This is a genomic window from Rhodococcus globerulus, from assembly GCF_019334125.1.
In the GTDB taxonomy this organism is placed as follows: domain Bacteria; phylum Actinomycetota; class Actinomycetes; order Mycobacteriales; family Mycobacteriaceae; genus Rhodococcus_F; species Rhodococcus_F globerula.
Genome location: NZ_CP079698.1, coordinates 5,179,492 through 5,197,385, shown reverse-complemented (window position 1 = coordinate 5,197,385; position 17,894 = coordinate 5,179,492). Strand labels below are relative to the sequence as shown.

The 17,894-nt window shown below is 60.3% G+C and carries 14 protein-coding genes; 9 read left to right on the top strand and 5 right to left on the bottom strand.

The features are described 5' to 3' along the window. On the top strand, positions 1-750 hold the full coding sequence (locus KYT97_RS23670) for an SDR family NAD(P)-dependent oxidoreductase (protein WP_219110778.1): 750 nt from the start codon (positions 1-3) through the stop codon (positions 748-750). Positions 751-795: 45 nt separating this feature from the next. Then, positions 796-2,361 carry an acyl-CoA carboxylase subunit beta gene (locus tag KYT97_RS23665; RefSeq protein ID WP_219110777.1) on the top strand — a complete coding sequence of 522 codons (1,566 nt, stop codon included), beginning with the start codon at positions 796-798 and terminating at the stop codon, positions 2,359-2,361. Between the two features lie 174 nt (positions 2,362-2,535). On the opposite strand, the gene KYT97_RS23660 is transcribed toward KYT97_RS23665, so the two are convergent. The 3 genes from KYT97_RS23660 to KYT97_RS23650 all read right to left on the bottom strand — a co-directional run bounded on the left by KYT97_RS23660 (position 2,536) and on the right by KYT97_RS23650 (position 6,121). Then, positions 2,536-3,147: a TetR/AcrR family transcriptional regulator gene (locus KYT97_RS23660; protein WP_219110776.1), complete on the bottom strand. Its 612-nt coding sequence runs from the start codon at positions 3,145-3,147 to the stop codon at positions 2,536-2,538. A 118-nt stretch (positions 3,148-3,265) separates the two neighbouring features. After that, positions 3,266-4,798 carry a class I adenylate-forming enzyme family protein gene (locus KYT97_RS23655; protein ID WP_219110775.1) on the bottom strand — a complete coding sequence of 511 codons (1,533 nt, stop codon included), beginning with the start codon at positions 4,796-4,798 and terminating at the stop codon, positions 3,266-3,268. Positions 4,799-5,050: 252 nt separating this feature from the next. Continuing rightward, the gene (locus KYT97_RS23650) at positions 5,051-6,121 is read right to left on the bottom strand and encodes an alkene reductase (protein WP_219110774.1); all 1,071 of its coding nucleotides are present in this window, start codon (positions 6,119-6,121) and stop codon (positions 5,051-5,053) included. 588 nt (positions 6,122-6,709) lie between these two features. Here KYT97_RS23650 and KYT97_RS23645 point away from each other — a divergent pair. From KYT97_RS23645 to KYT97_RS23615, 7 genes are all read left to right on the top strand, one after another. Beyond that, positions 6,710-7,834: a substrate-binding domain-containing protein gene (locus tag KYT97_RS23645; RefSeq protein WP_219110773.1), complete on the top strand. Its 1,125-nt coding sequence runs from the start codon at positions 6,710-6,712 to the stop codon at positions 7,832-7,834. A 58-nt stretch (positions 7,835-7,892) separates the two neighbouring features. Then, positions 7,893-10,433, top strand: coding sequence for an ATP-binding cassette domain-containing protein (locus KYT97_RS23640; protein WP_219113103.1), 2,541 nt, complete (start codon positions 7,893-7,895; stop codon positions 10,431-10,433). A 2-nt stretch (positions 10,434-10,435) separates the two neighbouring features. After that, on the top strand, positions 10,436-11,458 hold the full coding sequence (locus tag KYT97_RS23635; RefSeq protein WP_245005909.1) for an ABC transporter permease: 1,023 nt from the start codon (positions 10,436-10,438) through the stop codon (positions 11,456-11,458). Further along, entirely contained in the window at positions 11,455-12,309 is an 855-nt protein-coding gene (locus tag KYT97_RS23630) for a mycofactocin-coupled SDR family oxidoreductase (protein ID WP_219110772.1), read from the top strand. The genes KYT97_RS23635 and KYT97_RS23630 overlap by 4 nt, the downstream gene beginning before the upstream one ends. 32 nt (positions 12,310-12,341) lie before the next feature. After that, positions 12,342-12,692, top strand: a complete 351-nt coding sequence (locus KYT97_RS23625; protein WP_219110771.1) for an EthD family reductase — start codon at positions 12,342-12,344, stop codon at positions 12,690-12,692. A 44-nt stretch (positions 12,693-12,736) separates the two neighbouring features. Then, complete coding sequence (locus KYT97_RS23620) at positions 12,737-13,597, top strand: LLM class F420-dependent oxidoreductase (RefSeq protein ID WP_219110770.1); 861 nt, start codon at positions 12,737-12,739, stop codon at positions 13,595-13,597. A 68-nt stretch (positions 13,598-13,665) separates the two neighbouring features. Beyond that, entirely contained in the window at positions 13,666-14,172 is a 507-nt protein-coding gene (locus tag KYT97_RS23615; RefSeq protein WP_219110769.1) for a nuclear transport factor 2 family protein, read from the top strand. A 397-nt stretch (positions 14,173-14,569) separates the two neighbouring features. Here the strand turns inward: KYT97_RS23615 and KYT97_RS23610 are convergent, their stop codons facing one another. Further along, positions 14,570-16,033: an aldehyde dehydrogenase family protein gene (locus KYT97_RS23610; RefSeq protein WP_219110768.1), complete on the bottom strand. Its 1,464-nt coding sequence runs from the start codon at positions 16,031-16,033 to the stop codon at positions 14,570-14,572. A gap of 333 nt (positions 16,034-16,366) precedes the next feature. Next, positions 16,367-17,209: a mycofactocin-coupled SDR family oxidoreductase gene (locus KYT97_RS23605; protein WP_219110767.1), complete on the bottom strand. Its 843-nt coding sequence runs from the start codon at positions 17,207-17,209 to the stop codon at positions 16,367-16,369. Positions 17,210-17,894 lie beyond the last annotated feature (685 nt).

Sequence of the window (17,894 nt, the reverse complement as noted above, 5' to 3'; positions counted from 1 at the left end):
GTGTCCTCTACGCTCGGCTCGGCGGTCGCTGTCGTCACCGGGGCGGGCGGAGGACTCGGCGCAGCGACAGCAAAGATCCTGGGCGATCTCGGCTTGGCCGTTGCATGCGTCGACATCGACGAAGTTGCCGCCCAACGAACGGCAGACGAGCTGAAAAGCACCGGCACTGAAAGCGCTGCCTTCGGAGTCGACATCACGTCGGAATCGGCGGCAACCTCACTGCTCGAGGCCGTACACGTCGAATTCGGAGCTGTCTCGCACCTGGTCAACATCGCGGGAATCCTGCGTCGCACCCATCTTGCCGACACGGATGCGGCCTCGTGGCGACAGGTCATGGATGTCAACGTGACAGCGCCATTTCTGCTCACGAAGGCGTTTGCGGACGACCTGCGTAGGGCCGAATTCGGTCGAGTGATCAACTGCGCATCCTTCGCAGGCACGCGCGGCTACGAGTACCCGGCCTATGCGGCCTCGAAGGCAGCGCTCATCAACCTGACTAGTTCGTTGATGTTCGATTTCTGGGGAACATCGGTGACGGTGAACGCTGTCGCACCCGGTGCGATGGACACCCCCATGCTCGACCGAGCGGCCGCCGAACGCATGTCCGCCAAGACCCCCACTGGGCGAATCCTCGACCCCGAGGACGTCGCGGCGGTGATCGCGTTCCTTGCCGGCCGTTCCTCCCGTGGAGTCAACGGAACCACCACGGTGATCGACGGAGGTGCCTCTCTGTTGTTCAGCTACAAGTAGCCATCCACGAATCACTCTGATCACGAAGAAACTTGGAGAAATCCGATGACTGACACCTTGGACGATACCCATACCGCACCGGCCCGGAGCCCTCACGAGGAGCTGGAGGCTCGGTTGACCGCTGCCCGACTCGGCGGTTCCGAGAAGCAGAGGCAGAAACAGATCGACGCGGGCAAGATGCTCGTACGCGACCGGCTCGAACTGCTCTTCGACGACAGCTGGAGCTTTGAGGACGGCTTGCTCGCCCGCTTCGACGAGGGGTTGCCTGGCGACGCCGTCGTGACCGCTGTCGGCAAGGTAGACGGTCGCGATGTGGTTGTCATCGCCAACGACTACACCGTCAAGGCCGGCACCTGGGGCAAGCGGACCTACGAGAAGATTGTTCGCGCCCAGGAGCTTGCCGACTCGACCGGTACCCCGATCGTGTACCTCTTCGACTCGGCCGGAGCCCGCATCGACGAGCAGTTCGAGAGCTTTGTCGGCCGCCGCGCCTGGGGCAACATCTTCTACAACCAGGTGCAGATCTCCGGCCGTGTTCCGCAGGTCTGCGCTCTGTTCGGCCCCTCGCCCGCAGGCTCTGCGTACGTTCCCGCACTGTGCGACCTCACAATCATGGTTCGTGGTCACGCCACCGCGTACCTCGGTTCGCCGCGCCTGGCGCAGATGGTCACGGGAGAGGACGTCACGCTCGAGGAAATGGGTGGCGCAGAGATGCACTCGACCGTCTCGGGCTTGTCCGACGTCCTCGTCGAGGACGACGAAGAAGCTATCGCTGCGATCCGCGTGTGGCTGTCATTCCTGCCATCCAACTGGGAGCAAGAGCCCCCAATCGCTGCGCCGGCAGAGCCATCAGGACTACGGACGATCAAGGAAATCGTTCCCGAGGTCGAGTCCGAGATCTTCGATATCCACGAGCTCATCGACTCACTCGTCGACGATGCCAGCTTCTTCCCCTACAAGCACCTCTTCGCGCCGGAACTGGTCACTGGCTTCGCGCGGCTGAACGGCCAGAGCGTCGGCATCGTTGCAAATCAGCCCACAGTCAAGGGCGGGGTCATCTTCCCCGACTCCTCTGACAAAGCAGCGCGTTTCATCTGGATCTGTAACGCCTACAACATCCCGATCTTGTTCCTCGTGGACATCGCCGGGTACATGATCGGCTCCGAGGTCGAGCGTCAGGGCATCATCCGGCATGGCGCGAAGATGATCTTCGCCGTATCCGAGGCCCGAGTACCGCGTGTCACTGTGCTGCTTCGCAAGGCCTATGGCGGTGGGTACCTGGCAATGTCCGGTGCGCCGATGCAACCCGACGCTTTGATCGCGCTGCCGACGGCTAAGCCTGCACTGATGGGTCCGGACGCTGCAGTCAATGGCATCCACTACAACCGCATCCAGGCGATCGAAGATCCGGAGGAAAGGGCTGCGTTCATCGCAGAGAAGCAGGCCGAATATGCCGAGGGAATCGACGTATTCAAGATCGCGAACGAGAACGCTGTCGAGGCGGTCGTTCCGGCCCACGAACTGCGCCGCGAGTTGATCAACCGACTCGCGCTCTACCGCAAGCGTGACCGGACGGCGCCGGCCCGACGGAACGGCGTAATGCCGGTCTGACCAACCCGTTCCCACAGCTGCCCAGGTGCTATCGCGACGAACGTGCGTCACGACGACACCTGGGCAGTCTCGATTGCACCATCAAGCTGCACAGGTCGATTGACTTATCCAGCCACAAAGCCAAAAGTGCCGGTGGAGCGACTATCGCTCCACCGGCATCTCGACTTGGTTTGTTCAGCTACTCTCGTCGACTCCCAGTTGCCGCAAAGCCATTGTGATGTAGGTCTTTACGACTTTGTCCAGAGACTTCGGCCCACCCGGCTTATACCAGGACGACACATGAGCTCCTTGGGCAAGAACCGAATACGTCTGCAGTTTCGCGTCGAGGACGTCGGCACCGGTTTCCTTGGCCACGTTCTTCACCAAGGACTGAATCAGCTTTTCGTATTCCTCGCGTTTGCCGAGCACCTCGTCGAGGTCTTCTGCACTCAGCGCACGCAACTCCGAGTTGCCGATGAACACCTCGCGAGCATGCTCGGCGTGGTACCGAATATGGCAGTCGACAGCAGCTTTGAACTTGTTGACCGCACCGGGTTTGGCCTGTGCGATTGCCTCGTGAACCGATTCCAGTAGCTCGTCCATCACCGAAATCATGATGTCGCTGAGCAACTCGTCCTTGCCGCTGATGTGGTTGTACAAGCTGCCCACTTGGATCCCGACCTCGCTGGCAACAGCGCGCAGAGAGGTGGCCTCGTAGCCGTGGGAATAGAACAGTTTGGCTGCAGCTTCGCGAATTGCAGTGCTGGTGCGAGCACCGCCGCGTGTCGCCCGAGTTGCCCGAGTCACTGTGCCTCCGAAGGGTTGAGTCGACGCATGATGGGTCGTCTGAGAGGTTCCGAGAACAATCGTACGTTAGCCGGAACGCGCGCTTGCGTCACACATCCGGGGGTAATGGACGGGGCTGTCACCATCCCATAGCGCTGCGAATGTTGGTCTTGACGATCTTTCCACTTGGATTGATCGGCAGCGCATCCGGCCCGACCAAGGCAATTAGCTTGGGAACCTTGTATCCGGCGAGATGCTTGCGCAGGAAGCTTGCGATCTCGGGCTCGGTGACTGTCTTTCCAGGTCGGACGGCGATGACTGCGCGTACTTCTTCATCCCATTCGTCGCTGGGCACTCCGATGACTGCCGCTTCCATGACAGCCGGATGAGTGTGAAGCAGCTGTTCGATCTCGGAACTGTACACGTTCTCACCACCTGTTTTGATCATGTCCTTTGCGCGGTCCCGGAAGAACAAGTAACCCTGCTCGTCCCTCACCGCAAGGTCGCCAGTGCGCAGCCACCCGTCACGCAGAACCTCAGCTGTGGCCTCAGGTCGCCCGAAGTATCCCGTCATGAGATTCGGGCCGCGCACGCAGATTTCGCCGATCTCGCCAGTTGCAGCAGACGTATCCTCGAATAGATCACGCAGTGTGACCTCGGTGAGGAGATACTCCGTACCGATCGAGCCGTCGATTTCGGGGCGCAGCATGTCCTGAGGCAGCAACCGGCTGACCATCGGGCCTGCTTCGGTCAAGCCGTAGCGGAAGTACAGATCGACGTCGGGGATCAGTTCGGAGACAGCAAGCTTGTCGGGCATGCGCAGTAGTCCTGCGCCGCTGTGGAGCGCCTTGAAGTTGCGCCGGAACCCATCGGTGTCGAATGCTCCTGCCTTGAGCATCCGACGGATCATGTTCGGGACCAGGAACATGTTGGTAATCGATTCTGTTCCGACGAGGTCGGCGATCTCGTCTTCTACGAACTTGTGTGCCAGCACAGAACTGTTTCCGGTCACATAGAGCGGGAGGAACCAGCACAGCAACGCCGCGGAATGGAAGAGCGGGGTGACGATCAAACCTCGATCATTGGGGCGGGCGCCTATGCGGCAGTCTGCGATTTCGTTGATCGCATTGGCCAAAACCGCCGAGTGGGAGAGCATTACTCCCTTGGAGAAGCCGGTGGTTCCGCCCGTGAACAAGATGCATGCCGTGTCGGACGGCGATATCGGGCCACTCTTGTAGCCCGATGCCTCACTGGCGACGACACGCTCGAACTCCTCACCTTCTTGCACGACGACGATCGGGGCGGCCAACGCGCCGCCGATTTCGACGTCTGCGATCGCTGCGTCGAATCCGTCGCCCACCAATACCACGCGGGCGCCGGTTTCGTTGATCCCGTGGGAAAGTTCCTCGGTGGTCCAGCGCCAGTTATAAGGAACGAACGCGGCGCCTGCAGCCACGATTCCAAGAAAGGTCTCGATGCTGAACGTGGTATTTCCGGCAAGGACTCCAACCGTGTCCCCAGGCGCAACCCCGAGTCGTCGCAGGCCTGCGGCGACTCGCCACGCGCGATCCGCGAGTTCACCGTGCGTCAGTCGACGACTTCCGTCGAAGATAGCTTCGCGGTCCGGTACCAAACGCTCGTTGCGGCGGATGGCGTCGACGAGAGTAAGCATGGTTCTCCTTTATTGCCTGCACAATTACGTGTACAAAATGTGTTCCCCAACACTACGACAAACGTACGTACGTTCGCTAGTGGGAGCCTGGGTAGCTGCCGACCACTACAAACGATTCGTCCCCGACCGTGACGTTCACCGGTCGAGGCCGACTCACACCAAGAACCGCATGCGCCATGGCAAACCAAGCATTTTCATCGAGGCGACGCGACGCTCCCTCATCTGCCGATTCGTCACGCACACCTCAGTCGATCAACGTGCAGTTGCCTCGGGGTAATCGATGTAACCCTTGTCGCCACCGGAATAGAAGGTGTCGAGGTCTGGTTCGGTAAGCCCGAGGCCATCACGAAGTCGTCGGACCAGGTCGGGGTTGGAGATGTAATACCGACCGAATGCAATCAGATCGGCACCGCGCTCGAGCCAACGGTCGGCGTCGTCCATGCCCGTGAAGGTGGCGCTGCCAACGGTGGCAGGATTGACCATAAGCGTTCCATCCCACCCCTTCCGGATGTCGTCATTGATCTCGCTTGATGCGGTCTCGAGGATGTGAAGGTAGGCCAATCCCAACTGGTTGAGCGACCCGACGAGCGTGCTGTACAAACCTGCGGGGTCGCTTTCGTTCATGTCGTGAAACTTTCCCCCCGGGGAGAACCGGATGCCGACACGATCAGCACCGATGGCCGCGCTGACAGCTGTCGCCACCTCGATCGCGAATCGCGCACGATTTTCGTGCGAGCCGCCGTACTGATCGGTGCGCTGATTACTGTTGTCCGACAAGAACTGCTGGATCAGGTATCCGTTCGCACCGTGGATCTCAACCCCGTCGAAACCGGCATTGATCGCCCGCTTGGCCGAATCGACAAACACCTCGATCTGCTCGTGAATCTGCGCCACACTCATCTCGACGGGCGTCACGAACGCAAGTCGACCGCCAGAGTTGAAAATAGTGCCCTGAGCCGCGATTGCCGATGCACCGACCGGCTGCATGTCATTGATTTCCGGATGCCCTACCCGGCCGCCATGCATCAGCTGAGCAAAAATCCGACCGCCCGCATCGTGAACCGCCGCAGTGACGGGCCGCCACGCCGCTTCCTGCTCATCGTTGTAGAGCCCGGGAATGTTTGGTTCGGACTGCCCCTGCTTGGACGGCGAGATACCCTCACTGACAATGAGACCGGCGCTCGCGCGCTGAGCGTAATACAGCGCCGCACTTTCGGAGGGTATGCCAGTTGCGCTGGCACGCACCCTCGTCATGGGCGCCATGACGACCCGACTGGAAAGCTCGATCGGACCGAGCTTGTGGTTGTCGAACAGTGAATTCATATGTCTTCCTGATGTCAACGGGATTGGGCAGTGGAGCCGGGAAGCCCCTGCTCGAATTCGGCGCAGGGCGCTCTGGCGAGCTTGGGATAACAGTTCATGTTGTCGCGTCGCGATAGCGGGCGGCACACCCTTCGAACAATGCAGGAGATGTGCGCGGGGAATCCGGAGCCCTCGACACAGCGACATACAGCCAGTGCCCCGCTCGTGACCGTCAGAGCTTTGACCCGAATGCAGACTTCAAAACCAACGCCGTACACCCAGGGTAAGCAATCACATTGCACTATCGAAACTAAAACTTGAGTGCGACAACATATTTAGAGACTATTCCCCACAAAAGGGCGAATGGCCGTCCTCCTCAAACGTACAAGCGTTCGTATGAATAGTATCAACCATGAATGCGATCCCGTCAACCAATCGCTACAGATTGGCGGAAAACTCTTCAGGTCAATGAACTTCCACCAAAGACTTGACGTGCATCACAAAATGACGAAGAGTGTGCGATACGCCACACCAACGAGCAAACGTTCGTATGTGTTCACGGCAAAGATCAAACCTCGGAATGTGATCAGCACGAGTTAAGGAAGTTCAATGAACATTTCGACCTGCCGCCGCACGGCCATTGCCGCCGTTGCGCTCAGTGCAGCGCTCTCTGTTGCAGCCTGCTCGGCCAGTGCGCCTGCCGGATCGAATGGCGGCACCGCCGGATCTACAAGCGACGGCGGCCAGGCATTGCCGATCGATCAGCTGTGCGGAGACCAACCCCTGAAAATTGCCCACGTCGCCGGCTTCGGAGCAAACTCCTGGCGCAAGATCACCCAGGCGGAGCTTGTCGACGAGTTGTCCGCCTGCCCCAACGTCACCGTCGAGTACGCCCAGGCGGACAGCGACCTGCAAAAGTACATCACCGCGATCAACTCATACACTGCAAAGGGTTTCGACGCCATCATCACCTACGATGACTTCGGAAGTCAGGCCCTCAACGCACTGAAGAACGCGCACGACGCGGGTGTGGTCGTCGTCCCCTACATTGCCGATCCTGGCGGCACGGTCGGTGTCGACTACGACGGGTACGTCCAATACGACTTCGACACCGAAGGCGACACCATGGCCAAATGGCTGAACCGCCAGGTCGAACCCGGCAGCAAGCTTCTGTTCAGTGGTGGACTCCCAGGTGGCAGCCCCTCGACGGTGGCACTGTGGGACGGACTTATGGAGACCTCCGCGGAGCTCGGCAATGCATTCTCCCCGCTGACCAACGAACCGCAGCCCTCCAACTGGGATGCCGCGTACGAGCAGCGCGCGATGGCCGGCGCACTCACCAAGTATCCCGAGATCGACTCCCTCGCATCAGATTACGGAGTTTCCTCGAAGGGCGGACTCCGCGCGTTTGTCAACGCGGGTCGACCTATACCGCCATTGGCGACCTCTGCAACCGACAACGAGCTCGGATGCATGTGGCTGCAGTACCACGAGACGAACCCTGACTTTCAACTGTTGACTCTCGACGGCACTACCACTGTCGTCCGCATCGCGGCTCGCAAGGCTCTGGCTGCGATCAACGGCCAACCTGACAACGAGCCGGAAAACTTCAAGCTCCCCACCTTCGTCGATACTCTCAACGGCAAGCTCCCTACCTGCCGCGAGGACCTGCCCCCGGACGCCGACCTGTCATCGGCGCTCTCCCCCGAGCAGCTGCAAGCCGTCTTCCAGTGAGATTCGGCGAGCATAACCACGAGGAGTCCCCGTGACCATCACACCTCCGGACGACGTGATGTCCGTGATTGATACGCAGAGCCAGCGCAGAGCCGTGACCACCGACACGGACCAGGAAGTCGTGCTACGGCTCGATTCCGTCGACAAGAAGTACCCCGGTGTACACGCCATCAAGGGCGTTTCCCTCGATGTCCGCCGCGGCGAAGTACACGCTTTGGTTGGCCAGAACGGTGCCGGCAAGTCGACTCTGGTCGGCATCGCGGCCGGTTCGATCACCGCAGACTCCGGCGCTGTGGAAATCGGCGGAGCGCGCACCAGTCATCTGACACCACAGTGGTGCCGCGAACAGGGATTGGCGATCGTCTATCAGGAGCCGGCGCTGCTTCCGGATCTGACGGTGGCCGAGAACATGCGGTTGAGCATGCCCAACCACCGTCGTCCAGCCGTGAAAGACCAAATCGGCTGGGCTACAAAAATTCTCGACCGCTGGAACAGCGTGGCGTCGATCGATCCCGGCACCCCGGTGCGCGAACTGCAGCCCGATGCACGATTTGTCGTAGAGATCGCCAAAGCACTGGCGGAAGAGCCCAAGGTCATCGTACTCGACGAACCGACCGAGCATCTTTTGCCCGCCGCGGTCACAGAGCTGTTCCGGTTAATCTCGGAGCTGATCGACTCCGGTGGCGCGGTGGTTTACATTTCACACCGCCTCAACGAGGTCAAACAGATCGCGCATACAGTCTCGGTCCTACGGGACGGTGCACTGGTGGGGACCTTTGCTGGCGCCGACGTTACCGAGCAAGACGTTGTCAATCTCGTTGTCGGAAAAGAACTTACCCGCACTTACACCCGCGCAGAGGCCAGCACGGTCACACTCGGGGATACATTGCTCGACGTCGCAGACTTTTCCGGTAGCCGGTTCTCGGATGTGGACTTCTCGGTTCGCTCCGGTGAGATCATAGGGTTTGCCGGTGTCGAGGGGCAGGGACAGCGAGAAGTTCTGCGGGCGCTCGGCGGACTGGTTTCGAACCGGGGAACAGTCACCCTCGCGGGCCGAAACGTGAAGACCTCCAGCCCAACTGCAGCACTGGCCGGCGGCATCGCCTACTTGTCCCATGACCGACACAATGAAGGCATTTTGCCCGGGTTGAGCCTGCGCGAAAATGCTTCACTGTCTGCGCTCGACCGGATCTCACGATTCGGAGTGATTCGGGGGTATCGCGAACGCAAGATCACCTCCCAAGCGTTCGCAGCGATGCGCGTCAAGGCGCCATCACCCGAAGTTGATATCTCCACCCTCTCGGGCGGAAACCAGCAGAAGGTGGTACTCAGTCGAGTGCTGATGGCCGAATCAGAACTGATCCTCGCCGACGAACCCACTCAGGGCGTCGATATCGGCGCGCGGGAGGAGATCTATTCGATACTGAGAGAGACGGCTGCCGGAGGTTCGGCGATCATCGTGCTCTCATCCTCGGCGGCAGAACTCGAACAGCTCTGCGACCGCGTGATCGTGTTCTCTCGCGGGACCGTCGCGAAGGAACTCTCCGGCGAGGATCTGTCCGAACACGGCATCGCGCAAGCTGTCCTGAGTGCGACCAGTAGTCGCAGCCGGGTCGAAGCGACGCTCGCGAAGGTCACACTGGGTCGCAAGATCGCCCGTAATGACCTGGCTCCGGCCGCGATCCTCGCAACAGCCACGATCTTGTTGGGGATCGTCGCGATCAGTCAAAGCGAATTCTATTTAACTACAAGAAATTTCGGACTGATTCTGCCATTGCTGGCAATCCTGATGTTCTTCGCGATGGCGCAACAGGTCGTGATGATGATCGGCGGTATCGACCTGTCTGTCGGGCCATTGGCGGGCCTTCTCGTTGTAGTGGGATCCTTCGTATTATCGGCATACAAGACTCCAGTAGGGATGTTGCTCGGGCTAATCGTCTTGGTCGTCGTCGCGGCGGTAGTCGGGGCAGTGAACTGGACGTTGGCCGTGGTTGTGAAGATCAATCCCCTGATCGCGACGCTGGTCACCTACACCGCCATTCAAGGCATCGCATACCTGCTGCGACCGCTGCCCGACGGCACCATTGATCCGGTCTTCCTTTCCTATGTCGGCAGCAAGCTCGGATTCGTGCCGGTAATGGTGATCGTGGCGATCGCGGTGGCTGTGATTCTCGAGGTGTCGATGTATCGCAGCGTCTTCGGAATCCGATTGCGCGCCACAGGATCTGCACAGGACACCGCGGATCGAATCGGAGTTCGGACCAAGAGGATCACACTCGCCGCCTACGTGGGCTGTTCGATCCTGATAGTGCCGGCCGCGTTGCTTCTCATGGCGCAAGCAGGCACCGGCAACGCCAGCATCGGCGACAGCTACACCTTGGCCAGCATCGGAGCTGCGGTCCTGGGCGGGGCGTCAATTTTCGGCGGGCGCGGATCGTTTGTCGGGGCATGCTTCGGTGCGGTCTTGGTGATCCAGATCAACACCGTGGTGCAGTTTCTCGACCTTCCGTTGTACTGGCAGCAGTGGCTTCTCGGTGCACTGACCGTCGCTGCAGCAGCCCTCTACTCGCGAACTCGCACACTCACCGAGCGGAGCTGACCGTGGCCATTACACCCACACCCACCCCTGCCGAACCTAAGCACGCCGACCAAAGCCGTCGACGCAGGTCGGTGTCCCTGACGGGTACTAGTTCGGTCATCGCCATCACCGCAGCACTCTTCGCGTTCAGCTGGCTGATCGCGCCCGGCAGTGTCTCAGGCAGTGCCATCGATTCGCTACTTCCCTTCGCCGGCATCCTGGCAATCGCCGCGATCGGCCAGACCATCGTGGTCATGCTCAAGGGCATCGACCTGTCCCTGCCCGGAATGATGACCCTCGCTGCGCTGGTCAGTAGCCAGTACGCGCAAGATCATGGCAGCATCCTCGGGGCTCTCGCAGTTGTCGCCGTTATCGCGGTTGTCGTCGGCCTCGTCAACGGGATCGTTGTGTCCGTGTTCTCGGTGACTCCGCTGGTCGCTACTCTCGCAGTCAACGCGGTTTTGATGGGTGCGGCCCTCGCCTACTCTGGAGGAACCCCGACCCGAGCACCGAAGAGCGTGTCCGACTTCGCTCTGGAGAAGACACTCGGAGTGTCAAATACGGTCTGGCTTGCGGTCCTACTGGTTATCGTCACCGTGTTCGCCACCGGGTACACCACATGGGGCCGTCGGGTGGTCGCCGTGGGTTCGAACGAGCGAACTGCCGGGGCTGCCGGCGTACGCACCGGCCGAATCAAGATCAGTGGCTACGTCGCCGCCTCCCTGTGCTACAGCGCCGCCGGAGTTCTGCTCGCCGGATATGTCAGCACTCCGAGCACCAATGCCGGTACCAGCTACCTACTCCCCGCGATTGCTGCGGTGGTGGTCGGTGGAACGGCCCTCACCGGTGGCCGCGGCAATATCATCGGCTCTGCGGTAGGTGCCCTGTTCCTAAGCCAACTGACCCAACTCGTGCTCTCACTCGGCGCGCCGTCGTCGACGCAGTTCCTCGTTCAGGCGGCAGTAATCGCGATCGCAGTCGGAGTACAGCAACTGGATTTGCGAGAACTCTCACATCGTCTACGTCCCCGAAAGGAAGCTTCATGAATATCCCTCCGGATCAACGCCTTTCAGAGAAGGTCGCACTGATTACCGGTGCAGCCCGCGGCCAGGGGCGGTCACATGCCGTGACCTTCGCCGAACACGGCGCCGACCTGATCCTGCTCGATTCTGTGAGCCCGATCGATACCGTCGGCTACTCGATGCCGACCGCGGCTGACCTGAAGGAGACCGCACGACTCGTCGAACAGTGTGGGCGACGAGTCGTGACAATCGAATCGGACGTTCGAGACGAGAAGGTGATCGGCGCGGTCGCCGCCGCAGTCGCCGAACTGGGCCGCTTGGACATCGCCGTCGCCAATGCCGGCATCCTGGGTCCGGCTAAGCCGTCGTGGGAACTGACTCGCTCAGAATGGGACGCAGTCGTCGACATCAACCTCACCGGGGTTTGGCAGACAATGAAGGCCGCGGTTCCGCACATCATTGCCGGTGGCCGCGGTGGCTCGATCATTGCCATCAGTTCGATCGCGGGTATTCGTGGAGTACCGCACGTTGCGAACTACACCGCTGCCAAACATGGGGTGATCGGTCTGGCGAATTCACTGGCCAACGAAGTTGCCTCGCACAGCATCCGGGTCAACACCGTGCATCCGACCAACGTACGTACCGAGATGATCGACAATCCGACCTCCGCTCGGATCTTCCGCCCTGATCTGGATACACCCACCCTCGACGACGGACGTGAAGTCCTCGGCCGCATCAACCTACTACCGGTGCCGTGGGTCGACAGCAGTGATATTTCCGAGGCGGTGCTGTGGCTCGCCTCGGACGAATCTCGGTACGTGACCGGAACCGCGCTGCCTGTCGATGCTGGCATGCTCGCGAAATACCCTGGCTGACAACAACAATTACCTACAGAAGGGATCTACCCATGTCACACAACGATGCACCGGTCCGCACCATCGCTCTGATCGGCCGCAAGCCGGGAATGTCTTTCGCTGAGTTTGACGAGTACTGGCGTGAGAAGCACGCCCCTCTGGCAGCGAAGGTTCCTGGTGTGATTCGCTATGTGCAGCGACATGTCGTCCCGCAGGAGGGGGCCAGTGAACCCGACAACGGTTTCGGTATCGATGGTCTCGCGGTCCTGGACTACGAGAGCGCTGAGGCCATGGATGCCGGTTGGGCATCGGAAGCGGGTCAAGCAGCACTTGCCGATGTGGAAAACTTCATCGGCAAGCATTTCGTCGTTGTTCTCGATGACCACGTCGTCGTCGGCGACTGAGCCGATTCTTACATCTAGCAATCAGTGAACTGAGAGAGTCGATCATGGATGTAGGCGTAGTTTACTTTTTCACGGACCGGGGCCCGAACCCTGTCGAGTTCGGGCAGGCGGCAGAAGCCTACGGTTTCGAGTCGCTGTTCGTACCCGAGCACACTCACTTCCCTGTTTCTCGCACAACCGAGTATCCGATCTCCTACGGTGGCCCGGAGCTTCCCGAGTTCTATTTGCGGACTTACGATCAGATCGTCACGATGTCGATGATCGCGGCTCACACCCAGAGGATCATGATCGGGACTGGCGTCTGCCTTCTCGCACAACACGATCCGATCGCGAAAGCCAAGCAGATCGCTACGCTCGATCACCTCTCCGGCGGCCGAGTCATCTGCGGCGTCGGGATGGGTTGGAATGTCGAGGAAGCAGAAGCACATGGCGTGGTGTGGAAGCAGCGCTACTCCACCGTTCGGGACAAGATCAAGGTGATGCAGGCGTTGTGGACGCAAGACGAAGCCAGCTTCGACGGTGCACGCGCCTCGCTCGCCCCGTCATGGGCATGGCCGAAACCGGCGCAGAGCAACGGTCCGCGCATCTATCTCGGCGGAGCCGGCCCCACAACGATGAGACATGCAGCCGAGTGGGCCGACACCTGGTATGTCGTGCCACCCACCGACGATCCGACTCTCTCGCGGAGCGTGCCGGAGTTCCGTCGGCTCGTCGAGGAGAGCGGCCGTGACCCCGACTCCGTCGGGATCGCGGTTGCCTCCGCGCCATCGGATCCGGCGATTCTCGATAACTACCGTGCATTAGGCGTCGAGAGAGCGGTCTTGTGGGTGGACCCGGCCGACGACCCTGGCGAGGGGATGCGCAACCTCGAGGCAGCCTCCAAGGTCCTCCCCCAGATCTCCTGACCGCCAGGTGCTTTCTATCACCGCATGGTGGGTACATCGTTTCGAAATCGAACAAAGGACACATCACAATGACTACCGACGACGTGACCGTCAACGACCTTGCGCAGCGACTGACTCGACTCGAAGACGTTCGCGCGATCGAACAGCTCAAATATCGGTATGCCGGGTACTGCGACAACGGTTACGACCCTGATGGCATCGCGAGTCTCTTTGTCGAAGACGGGCGCTGGGTTGTCGACGGCGAAGGTGGCTCGATGATCGGCCACGACGAGATCAAGGCACACTTCCGCGCATTGTCGGAAAAGATCACCTGGGCCCTGCACTACATGATCGCCCCGCGTATCGACCTCGCAGACGACGGACAAAGCGCTATCGGATACTTCTATCTGCTGTGCTTGTGCACCATCGAGAACAGTCAGGACAGCACCAAGAAGGACCCGGTCATCCTGACCATCAACTACACAGATCAATTCGTCAAACGCGACGGCACCTGGTACTTCCAGGAACTGAAGGGCCGGACTCACCAGGTCTCCAACTGGGACCAAGGCTGGGTCAAGCAACCCTTCCGTGAGTGATCAAGCAGTGCAATCCACTTCCTCATCCGCGCTGCCCGAACCAACTTGCCGACGCCCGTTCAGCCCTGAGTAGCACCTGGGGTTGAACGGGCGTCTTGTCTGCACCCACTCTGCGCAGTACGGCAATGAAGGCATGTGGACACGCTCTGGGAAGGGGTCGAACTCTTTGGGGCGCACGGTTCGACTCTGCCCGGTCCGAGAGCACGACAGGTTGCACCGGCACCGCTGCAGCCCAATGCCAATGGGAAACATGTTCACTATTTCCGGCGCTGGAATATCTAGTCGGCCCTGCAGTCAGAGCAATAGAGCGAACACTTTGTGGAGATCAGTACCAACAACGCTGCGGCGCCCGGCCAGTGACTGACCGGGCGCCGCAGCGTTGTGCCTATGGAGGTGATCAGGCAAGTGAAATTGTGACAGCCTTGCTCTGCAGGTATCCGTCGAGGGCCTCTCCGCCCATCTCCTTGCCCCATCCTGAATGCTTGAATCCGCCGAAAGGTAGCGCGGCGTCAAAGACGTTGTAGCAGTTGACCCAGACGGCACCGGCATTCACTGACTCTGCAAACCGATGGGCGCGACCGACATTCGCGGTCCAGACTCCGGCTGCCAGCCCGAACGTTGTGTCGTTCGCTCGGCGCAGCACCTCTGCCTCATCGTCGAACGGCATCATCGAGACCACCGGACCGAAGATCTCTTCCCTGGCAACAGTCATGTCGTCGTTGACGCCGCCCAGCACTGTAGGTTCGAGGTAGTAGCCAGGCTCGCGCGTTTCGGCCCCGCCGGCAATGATCTGCGCACCTTCACTGACCGCGCCGTCTACGAATGCCTTGACCTTGGCCCGGTGCTGCGCAGAAATCATCGGCCCGACCAGGACGCCACGTTCCGCGCTCGGCCCGATCGAGAGCTCCGGTACGCGCGCTGCGATTCGCGCCTGAACCTCATCGAAGATTCCGCGCTGCACGTACAGTCGAGAGCCGGCGGTGCAAGCCTCACCCTGTGCGTAGAGCACGGCACCGAGCACACCATCCACAGCGATATCGAGGTCGGCGTCGTCGTAAACTACGTTGGGGGACTTGCCACCAAGTTCGAGGGTCAGCTTGCTGAGATTGGTCGCAGCCGCTACAACAATTCTCTTGCCCGTCTCGACAGACCCGGTGAACGCAACCTTGTCTACCTGAGGGTGGCCGGCCAGCGGCGCTCCTGCGTCAACCCCGGTTCCGGTAATCACGTTGATTACGCCGTCCGGTACGCCGGCCTCGACTGCTAACTCGGCGATGCGCAGTGGCGCCAAGGAGGCCAATTCCGCCGGCTTGAGGACGACAGTGCAACCGGCCGCCAGTGCAGGAGCCAGCTTCCATACAGTGGCGAGCGCGGCCCCGTTCCACGGGATGATCTGCGCGACAACACCCACCGGCTGCCGACGGGTGTAAGAGAAGAAGTCACCCGGATTCTGGCGCGACAGGGGGATCGTTCGACCTTCGAGTTTCGTCGTCCATCCGGCCATGTAGCGCAGCAGATCGGCCATGTTCGGCAAATCGATGTCGCGAATGAATGCGTAGGGCTTGCCACAGTCCTGAGTGTCGATGAGAGCGATCTCGTCTGCGTTGACTTCGACGAGATCTGCGAAGCGGTGAAGTATGCGGGCACGGGCCTCTGCCGGCATGCGACGCCAGGGACCATCGTCGAATGCTCGCCGAGCTGCCCGGACCGCGAGTTCGACATCCTTCGGGCCTCCGGCAGCCAATTCAGCCAGCTTTTCACCGTTCGACGGGTTGAAGGTGTCAACTGTGCCACCCTCGACTGGGTCGACCCACTTGCCGTCGATCAGCAGTTGGTGCCGACTGGTACCACTCTCGGACATTACTTCTCCTTAACGTTGAGCTTCATCCCAGGTGCACGAAAGCACTTGCGTCCGAAGTGGACGACAAGAATCTCGTCAACGCTGGTATGGATATCACGAGGTGGATCTACCACCAGCAGACAATCAGTTGTACTTGAAACTTTATTGGCCGACACGTTGTCGACGGCCAGCATGACGGTTCCCAATGAGTGTTGTGCACTGGCAACATTTCCTCAGCCGCCCGCGATTGTCGACGGTGGTGGACAATCGCGGGCCTTCCCGTGCAGGTGGCGTGTGGACCAGGATCTGACCGGCCCGTTCACCCACTACAAGCCGTCGCCGAGATGACGCGGGTCAGCCGCCGACCTTCTGGCTTGCGCCGCCATCGATCGGTAGGTTCACTCCGGTGATGTAGCGCGACTCCTCTGATGCCAGAAAAACGACGGCGTTCGTGATGTCGATTGGCTCCACCCAGGGAAGGTTGGGGAGAGAGTGCATCGTTGCGAATGCGTCTCGCGAATCCTCGAGTGTGGGTTGTTCGAGGTCAGGGCGGAAGAGGCCGTAGAAGGTTTCGTTCTGCAGTAGCTTGGTGTCGACGTTGGTGGGATGTACTGCGTTGACTCGAATATTTTGCGGTCCAAGTTCATTCGCGAGGCTATGCATAAGCCCGACGATTCCGTGCTTGGCAGCGACGTAGTGGCCGACATTCGGATAGCCACCAAGGCTCGAGGTTGAGCCAGTGAAGATCACTGACCCGCCTTCACCACGTTCGACCATGTTCGGAACTGCCGCCTTGACTGTGTGCCACACCCCTGTGAGGTTCGTGTCGATCATGTCGTTCCACTGCTCTTCGGTCAGGTCCAGAACCTTGTTAGCCGAAATAATTCCCGCGTTGGCGCACACGATGTCGATTCGCCCCAGCTCAGCAAGGCCGTCAGCGACCGCCGCCTGCATCTGTTTGAGATCACGTACGTCTGCTTCCGCGATGACCACGCGACGGCCCAATGCCTCAACCAGTCGAGCGGTTTCCTTGAGGTCGCCGGACGTTGCCATCGGATACGGCACGCTGCCGACCTGGCCGGCAATGTCGATGGCGATGATGTCGGCACCCTCTTTGGCCAGGCCCAATGCATGCGAGCGACCCTGGCCGCGAGCGGCCCCAGTGATCAGCGCGACCTTGCCTTCCAAGCGGCTCATTGCGATTCCAATCTCTCAAGTTCCCCCCGCCGTGCAGCGGAGTGGACGATCAACAAACGTACGAGCGTTCGTTTCTACGATTGTGATTTGCGCGACAGGAAATGTCAACCAGCCCCGTGCTGCACGACCCTTTGCGCGCATGCGCAATCGGATGGGCCCACCCTCAAACATCGAATGGGCGGGATCGCCGGTCGGGTCGAGCAAAGATCGACGACCCACATTTGATCGTGATCGTTTGCATTACCCGCTGCGCTCCGGTGCGCCATGGCCGGATCGATCGTATTCTGCGCGACGATTGGGCCCTAATGTGCGATTTCTGAAGTCCGACTTAGTATTTCGCAATCATGAAAGGACCAGAATGCCACTCCATCTGCAATAATCTGACATACCGAGTGCCGACATAAACGCCACCGGCACCAGCACGGTTCGGGCCGCAGTCCCGAGGGCCGCCGAACGACATCCGCGCACGTTTGGGGCACCTGCTCGAAGCGACGTAGATCGCACTTGGCCGTAAGAGCGAGAAAGCACCTCCTCTTCTGCGTTTTGGTCGGCAAGCTCGAGCACGGCTCGGCGGCTCGTTCTTCGTTGCGGGGAGCCAATCGAAAGACGCAACCCGTTATGCACGCATTGCCCTAACCCCCAACAGACGCCAACTGTCACCGACTTGATTCGTTCAGAAATTACA